The following is a 4,951-nucleotide window of genomic DNA, read 5'->3' as shown; positions in this document are numbered from 1 at the left end:
GAGCGCCGGGCCCGTCGCCCAGGCGGTGGCCGAGCCGCCCGACCGCGGGATCCGCCAGACGGTGCCGCGCGCCGAGTCGGCGACGTAGAGCACGCCCCGCTGCTCGTCGAGGGCAAGACCGTTGGGCAGCCCGTCGGCCGGCAGCGCGGCGATCTGCTCCGGTGCGCCGCCGGGGGAGAGGCGCCAGACGCCGGTCGCACGGGTGCCGGTGGCGTAGTTGACGTACAGCGTCCCGTCGTGGGCGCGGGCGATGCCGGTGACGACGGCGCTGTGCACGAGGGGCGTGGCGGCGTGCGCGACGGCGGGCAGGGTGGCACGGGTCCGGATGCGGCCGTCGGCGGTGACATGGGCGATCTGCCGGGCGGACGCGAAGGTCAGGTCGGCGGAGCCGTCGCGGTCGAGCGCGATGTTCTCGGGCGTCTGCCCGGCGGCCAGGTCGAGGTGGGCGAGGACGCGGGCGTCGGTGACGAGCGGTTCCTGGCCGGTGGCGGGCGCGGCGGCGGCGAGGCCGAGCGCCAGCGCGGCCGTGGCGGCGCCGGTCAGGCGGGGGAGTCGGGGCATGTGACCTCTTCTCGGTCGGCGCGCGGGGCGCCGGCGTGCGGGGTCACACCAACATGACGGGGGACGGACCACCCGTGGCGGGAGCCGGGGCCGCGGGATCGCCCGCGCGGACCACCGGCACGCGCCGTACGAGGCACGACCGGGTGGGGCACGGCTCGACCGCGCGGCTGCCGTCAGTCCCAGAGCGGATAGGTCATGACCTGCTGGAAGCCCTCCGGACGGCCCTCCTGGTACGTGAGGCTCATCCGGCCGTAGCGCTGCATGCCGGGGTGCTTCTTCCAGGGCTTGGGCTGGTCGAGCCGGACGGTCACCGGGTAGGCGTGGAAGGAGCCGGCCGCGCAGTACGGCTTGCAGTCGTTGACCATGTTCATGCCTACGGCGGTCGCCCCCTCCGGACTCCACTCGGTCCAGTGGAGTCCGGTGAGACGGCTGTTCCCGTCGCCGCAGGCCAGGATGAAGTCGCCGGGCCGGACGGTGCGGTTCCACAGGCAGTCGACCAGGACGGGCTGCGACGTACCGGTGTGCGACGGGGAGGTGCCCGCGCGGGTCTGCGTCGTGGCGGTGACCGGCGGACTGGCCGTCGCCGTGGTCATGGCCGCGGTGAGCAGCGCTCCCGCCGCGAGGACGACCGCTGTTCCCGTCACTGATCCGCGCATGGTCGCTCCCACCCGTCGTGCTGTGTCCGACCGCGTGCACCCGACGCTACGACCGTCCCGCCGTTTGCACCAGTCGCGCAGGTCGGGCGGTTGTCAGCCGTGCGAGACGGTCAGCCCGTAGAAGGCGACGCGGGCACCGTTGGTGGTGCTGTCCGAGGAGGACTGGTTGTAGGAACCGGCCTTGAAGTACTGCTTGTACGGCTTGAAGGAGGACGGGATGGCGTAGTGCGTGGTCGTGCCGTTCACGGTCAGGTCGACGGTGTTCCCGCCGGAGACGGCGATGGTGTAGCTCCAGGTCTTGCCGAGGGAGACGTGCCCGACGGGGTGCTCGGTCTGGCCGCCGGCGGGTGAGTCCTCGGTGCCGAGGACGATGTCCCCGTTGGCGTGGTAGTACAGCTCGACCAGCGGCTTGGTGGAGGAACCGCCGGAGCCGAGGTGGATCTGGCCGACGCAGACGTTCTTGGTCACCGACACCACGCGCAGGGTCGCGCTCATCCGGTGGCTGCCGGCGAGCGCCCAGTCGGCGGCGGAGCCGTCGCGGTTCATCTCGCGCAGCTCGGAGCGGGCGTACCGGGAGTTCGGCGTGGTGACGCCCTTCTCGGGCGCCCAGAAGGTCATGGCGCCGTCGCGGGTGTCGGTGTAGAAGTACGCGTCCTGGTAGCCGTTCGCGCCCTGGAGGCGGGACGACGGGATGGTGGTGGGCTTGCCGGGTGAGCCGACGGGCTCCTGGAGCTGCCACACGGACAGGTCGAAGTTGCCGCCGGGGGCGACGCGCGGGTCGGCCGCGTCCGCGCCGCCGGTGCCGAGTGCGGTGACGGCGAGGGCGAGGACGGCGGTGGCCGTGGCCGCGGGAATCCGGGATCGGGTCATGTGGGGGGTCCCTTCGTCGGGCCGGATGCGGACCGGGTGGAACCAAGAACCCGTTCAGCATGGTGAACGCTGGACGCATCCTTGGCCGCCGGTGCCCCGAGAAGGTAGAGGTCTGAACCAGACGCGTCAAGAGTCGGGGCAGCGTCAGCAGGCGCCCTCGTCCTGCCACGGCCCCCACTGCGAGGCGCCGGGCACCTCGTTCTGGGTCCACCACTTGGCCTTCCAGTTGTGCTTGCCGTACGACACCTCGTTGCCGGACGTGTAGACCGCCGTCGGGCTCCAGGCGGGCTTGCAGGAGCCCGGCGTCGGCGTCGGCGTCGGAGTGGGTGTGGGGGTCGTCTCCGGCGGGGTGGCCCCGGCGAACTTCACCGAGTACGCCGCGAAGTCCCAGGAGTTCTGGGCCACGCTGGAGCAGGTGCCGGACGTCCGGCCGCCGTTGTCGGCCGGCGTGCACGGGCGGTCGCGGTTCAGGGACCAGAACGTGAACCGGTCCATGTGGTGGCTCGTGGCGTAGTCGAGCACGGTCTGGAAGTCGGCCTGCGTGAAGTACTCGCCGGTGTCGCTGCGGCCGTTCATGCCCGAGAAGCCCTCGTGGGTGTAGGCGGTCGCCTGGTCCCAGCCGAACGTGGACTGGAGGATGGTGTTGAAGTTGGTGAGCGCGGAGGTCTGGCTCGCCGCGCCGTTGAAGCCGCCGTCGAACGGCATGATGGAGAAGTTGTTCGGGGTGAAGCCCTGCGACTTGGCCTCCAGCAGCATCTGCTTGCCGAACCAGCCGGTGCCGTCCGCCGTGCCGGCCGTGGTCACGGACACGTACAGCCCCGGGTTGTTCTGCTGGAGGATCCGGGCGGCGCCGATCTCGTTGCGGATGGCCGCGCTGTTCTCGTACTCCGGCTCCTCCAGGTCGAAGTCGATGGCGTGCAGCCCGTACTTGGTGATGACCTGCTGGTAGGCCGCCGCCGTGGACGCCGGGTCGGCGCAGGCCTGGCCGAGCTTGGTGCCGCCGTAGCCGCCGATGGAGACCGAGACGTCGCCGCCCTTCGCCCGGATGGTGTCGATCGCCGACTGGACGGCGGTGTCCGAGGCGACCGGCGCCGTCCCGCCCCACGTCGGCGTGCAGCCACCGCCGTCGGGGGCGAGGACGAACGCCAGCTGGAACGCCTTCAGGCCGGTGGCGTCCATGATGGCGGCCGGGTCCGGCGGGTCGTTGTCCAGCGGCATCAGATAGGGGGCGGCGGCGTACCAGCGGTTGTTCAGCGCGGTGGTCGCGCCGGAGGCGTTGCCCGCGACCAGCGCGGTGCTGCCGGCGGCGGCGAGGGCGACGGCCGCCGCGGCGCCCAGACATGCCCGAAGACGTCTCACGTGTGCCTCCAGAGGGTGGGGACCCCGGAACGGGGAGCCCCACCCTCTGGGAGCTGTTGCGGTCACGTCAATAAGTTGGACTAGACCAACTCGGACCTTGGACTAGACCATACAATTCCTTTACCTGTCACCGACCGCGCCCCCTCACCAGGAGCCCTTCGGCACCGCTCGGCACCCGTGGCCCCTGACCGTGCTGGTGCCGACGTCGTCGATCCGGTCGCAGCGCCAGTCGTTCCGGCCGGCCCGGTCCTCGATGTACACGCCGCCGCCTTCGGTGATCTCGGCGACCTTGGCGCACCCCTCGCCCACGAGCGTGGCGGAGTCCTGGTCCTCGGCGGTGCCGGCGCAGTCGTAGTAGTAGGGCGGCACCGCGAGCGGCGCGGGCGCGGCGGCGGCCGGGGCCAGGAGCGTCCCGCCGCCTGCCGTCAGCAGGCCGAGGCACAGGGTCATCGCGGTACGGCGGCGCGGCGGGCGAGCGCGCATGAGGGGTCCCTTCGGGCGGTTCGGGCGGCCGGCCGGGCGAGCGGGCGGGCGGTGCCGATCCGGGCCCGGCCTCACGCGCGGAGCGTTCCACCGGGCCGGCCACTGCGAAGCACCGCTCACCCGAACGAGGACGGCGAGTGGTCCCGCCGGCCCCCGTGGTCACCCGGTGTGCCGAAGACCGTCACAAGAGGCCCGTGGCCCGCCCGATGACGGCCCGTCACAGGGAAGGGCTCGCGATGCGGAGCGGCGCCGCCGGGGCCGGTGCCGCGGCGGCGGACTCGCCGGTGGCGTCCGTCCACCAGTCCGCGCCGTCCTCGACGTAGCGCAGCAGCACGCCCTCGCGGATCGCCCAGGGGCAGACGACCGCCCGGGGCAGTCCCATCAGCTTCAGCGCCGTGTGCCCGACGACCGCTCCGGCCAGGCTCTGGGCGGCGCGCGGGGCGGAGATCCCGGGCAGCTGGGCGCGTTCGGCGGCGGGCACCGCGGCGAGGGCGTGCACCGCCGCGCGCAGGTCCCGGCAGGCCAGCTCCCGGTCGACGAACGGGCCGAACCGTCCCGGCGCGGCCCCGCACAGGCGGGCCAGCTGCTGGAAGGTACGGGACGTGACGGCGGCGGTGCGGGGACGCTCCCAGCGGATCCGCGAGGCCACGTCCCGCAGTTCATGGCGGATGCGCCGGCGCAGCTCCTTCAACTCGCCAGGCGCGGGCGGATCCTGGAGGCCCAGGTACTCCTGGGTCAGCCGGTTCGCGCCGAGCGGCAGGGACGCGGCGAAGTCGGGCAGCCGGCCCCGGCCGAAGGCCACCTCCAGCGAGCCGCCGCCGATGTCGAGCAGCGCCAGGGGACCCGCCTTCCAGCCCAGCCAGCGGCGCGCGGCCAGGAAGGTCAGCTCGGCCTCCGTCTCGCCGGGCAGGGTGCACATGCGGACACCGGTGCCGGACGCCACCCGTTGCAGCACCTCATGGCGGTTGGGGGCGCTGCGCACGACGGCGGTCGCGAAGGCCAGCGGGCCCGCCGCGTGCCAC

At 73.2% G+C, this 4,951-nt stretch carries 5 protein-coding genes and 1 pseudogene; all 6 read right to left on the bottom strand.

The window, feature by feature from the left end:
* Positions 1 to 561: pseudogene (locus tag ABZV94_RS40200) on the bottom strand (hypothetical protein); the annotation flags it as partial.
* Positions 562 to 734: 173 nt separating this feature from the next.
* Positions 735 to 1,217, bottom strand: a complete 483-nt coding sequence (locus tag ABZV94_RS40195) for a hypothetical protein (RefSeq protein WP_356349821.1) — start codon at positions 1,215 to 1,217, stop codon at positions 735 to 737.
* A gap of 93 nt (positions 1,218 to 1,310) precedes the next feature.
* Entirely contained in the window at positions 1,311 to 2,087 is a 777-nt protein-coding gene (locus ABZV94_RS40190; protein WP_356349819.1) for a polysaccharide lyase family 7 protein, read from the bottom strand.
* A gap of 144 nt (positions 2,088 to 2,231) precedes the next feature.
* Positions 2,232 to 3,446 (bottom strand): carbohydrate-binding protein, encoded by a 1,215-nt coding sequence (locus ABZV94_RS40185; protein ID WP_356349817.1) that lies wholly within the window; start codon positions 3,444 to 3,446, stop codon positions 2,232 to 2,234.
* Between the two features lie 144 nt (positions 3,447 to 3,590).
* The gene (locus ABZV94_RS40180; protein WP_356349815.1) at positions 3,591 to 3,929 is read right to left on the bottom strand and encodes a hypothetical protein; all 339 of its coding nucleotides are present in this window, start codon (positions 3,927 to 3,929) and stop codon (positions 3,591 to 3,593) included.
* 217 nt (positions 3,930 to 4,146) lie between these two features.
* Positions 4,147 to 4,951: Ppx/GppA family phosphatase (locus ABZV94_RS40175; protein ID WP_356349813.1), on the bottom strand; the 805-nt coding region annotated here is incomplete at its 5' end.

The organism is Streptomyces sp. NPDC004658 (assembly GCF_040609555.1).
GTDB lineage: Bacteria > Actinomycetota > Actinomycetes > Streptomycetales > Streptomycetaceae > Streptomyces.
This window is presented reverse-complemented; position numbering and strand designations above follow the sequence as displayed.

Excerpts from the sequence above, each read along its gene's own strand:
- ABZV94_RS40180 (WP_356349815.1), bottom strand. The coding sequence starts at position 3,929 with ATGCGCGCTCGCCCGCCGCGCCGCCGTACCGCGATGACCCTGTGCCTC.
- ABZV94_RS40190 (WP_356349819.1), bottom strand. The coding sequence starts at position 2,087 with ATGACCCGATCCCGGATTCCCGCGGCCACGGCCACCGCCGTCCTCGCC.
- ABZV94_RS40195 (WP_356349821.1), bottom strand. The coding sequence starts at position 1,217 with ATGCGCGGATCAGTGACGGGAACAGCGGTCGTCCTCGCGGCGGGAGCG.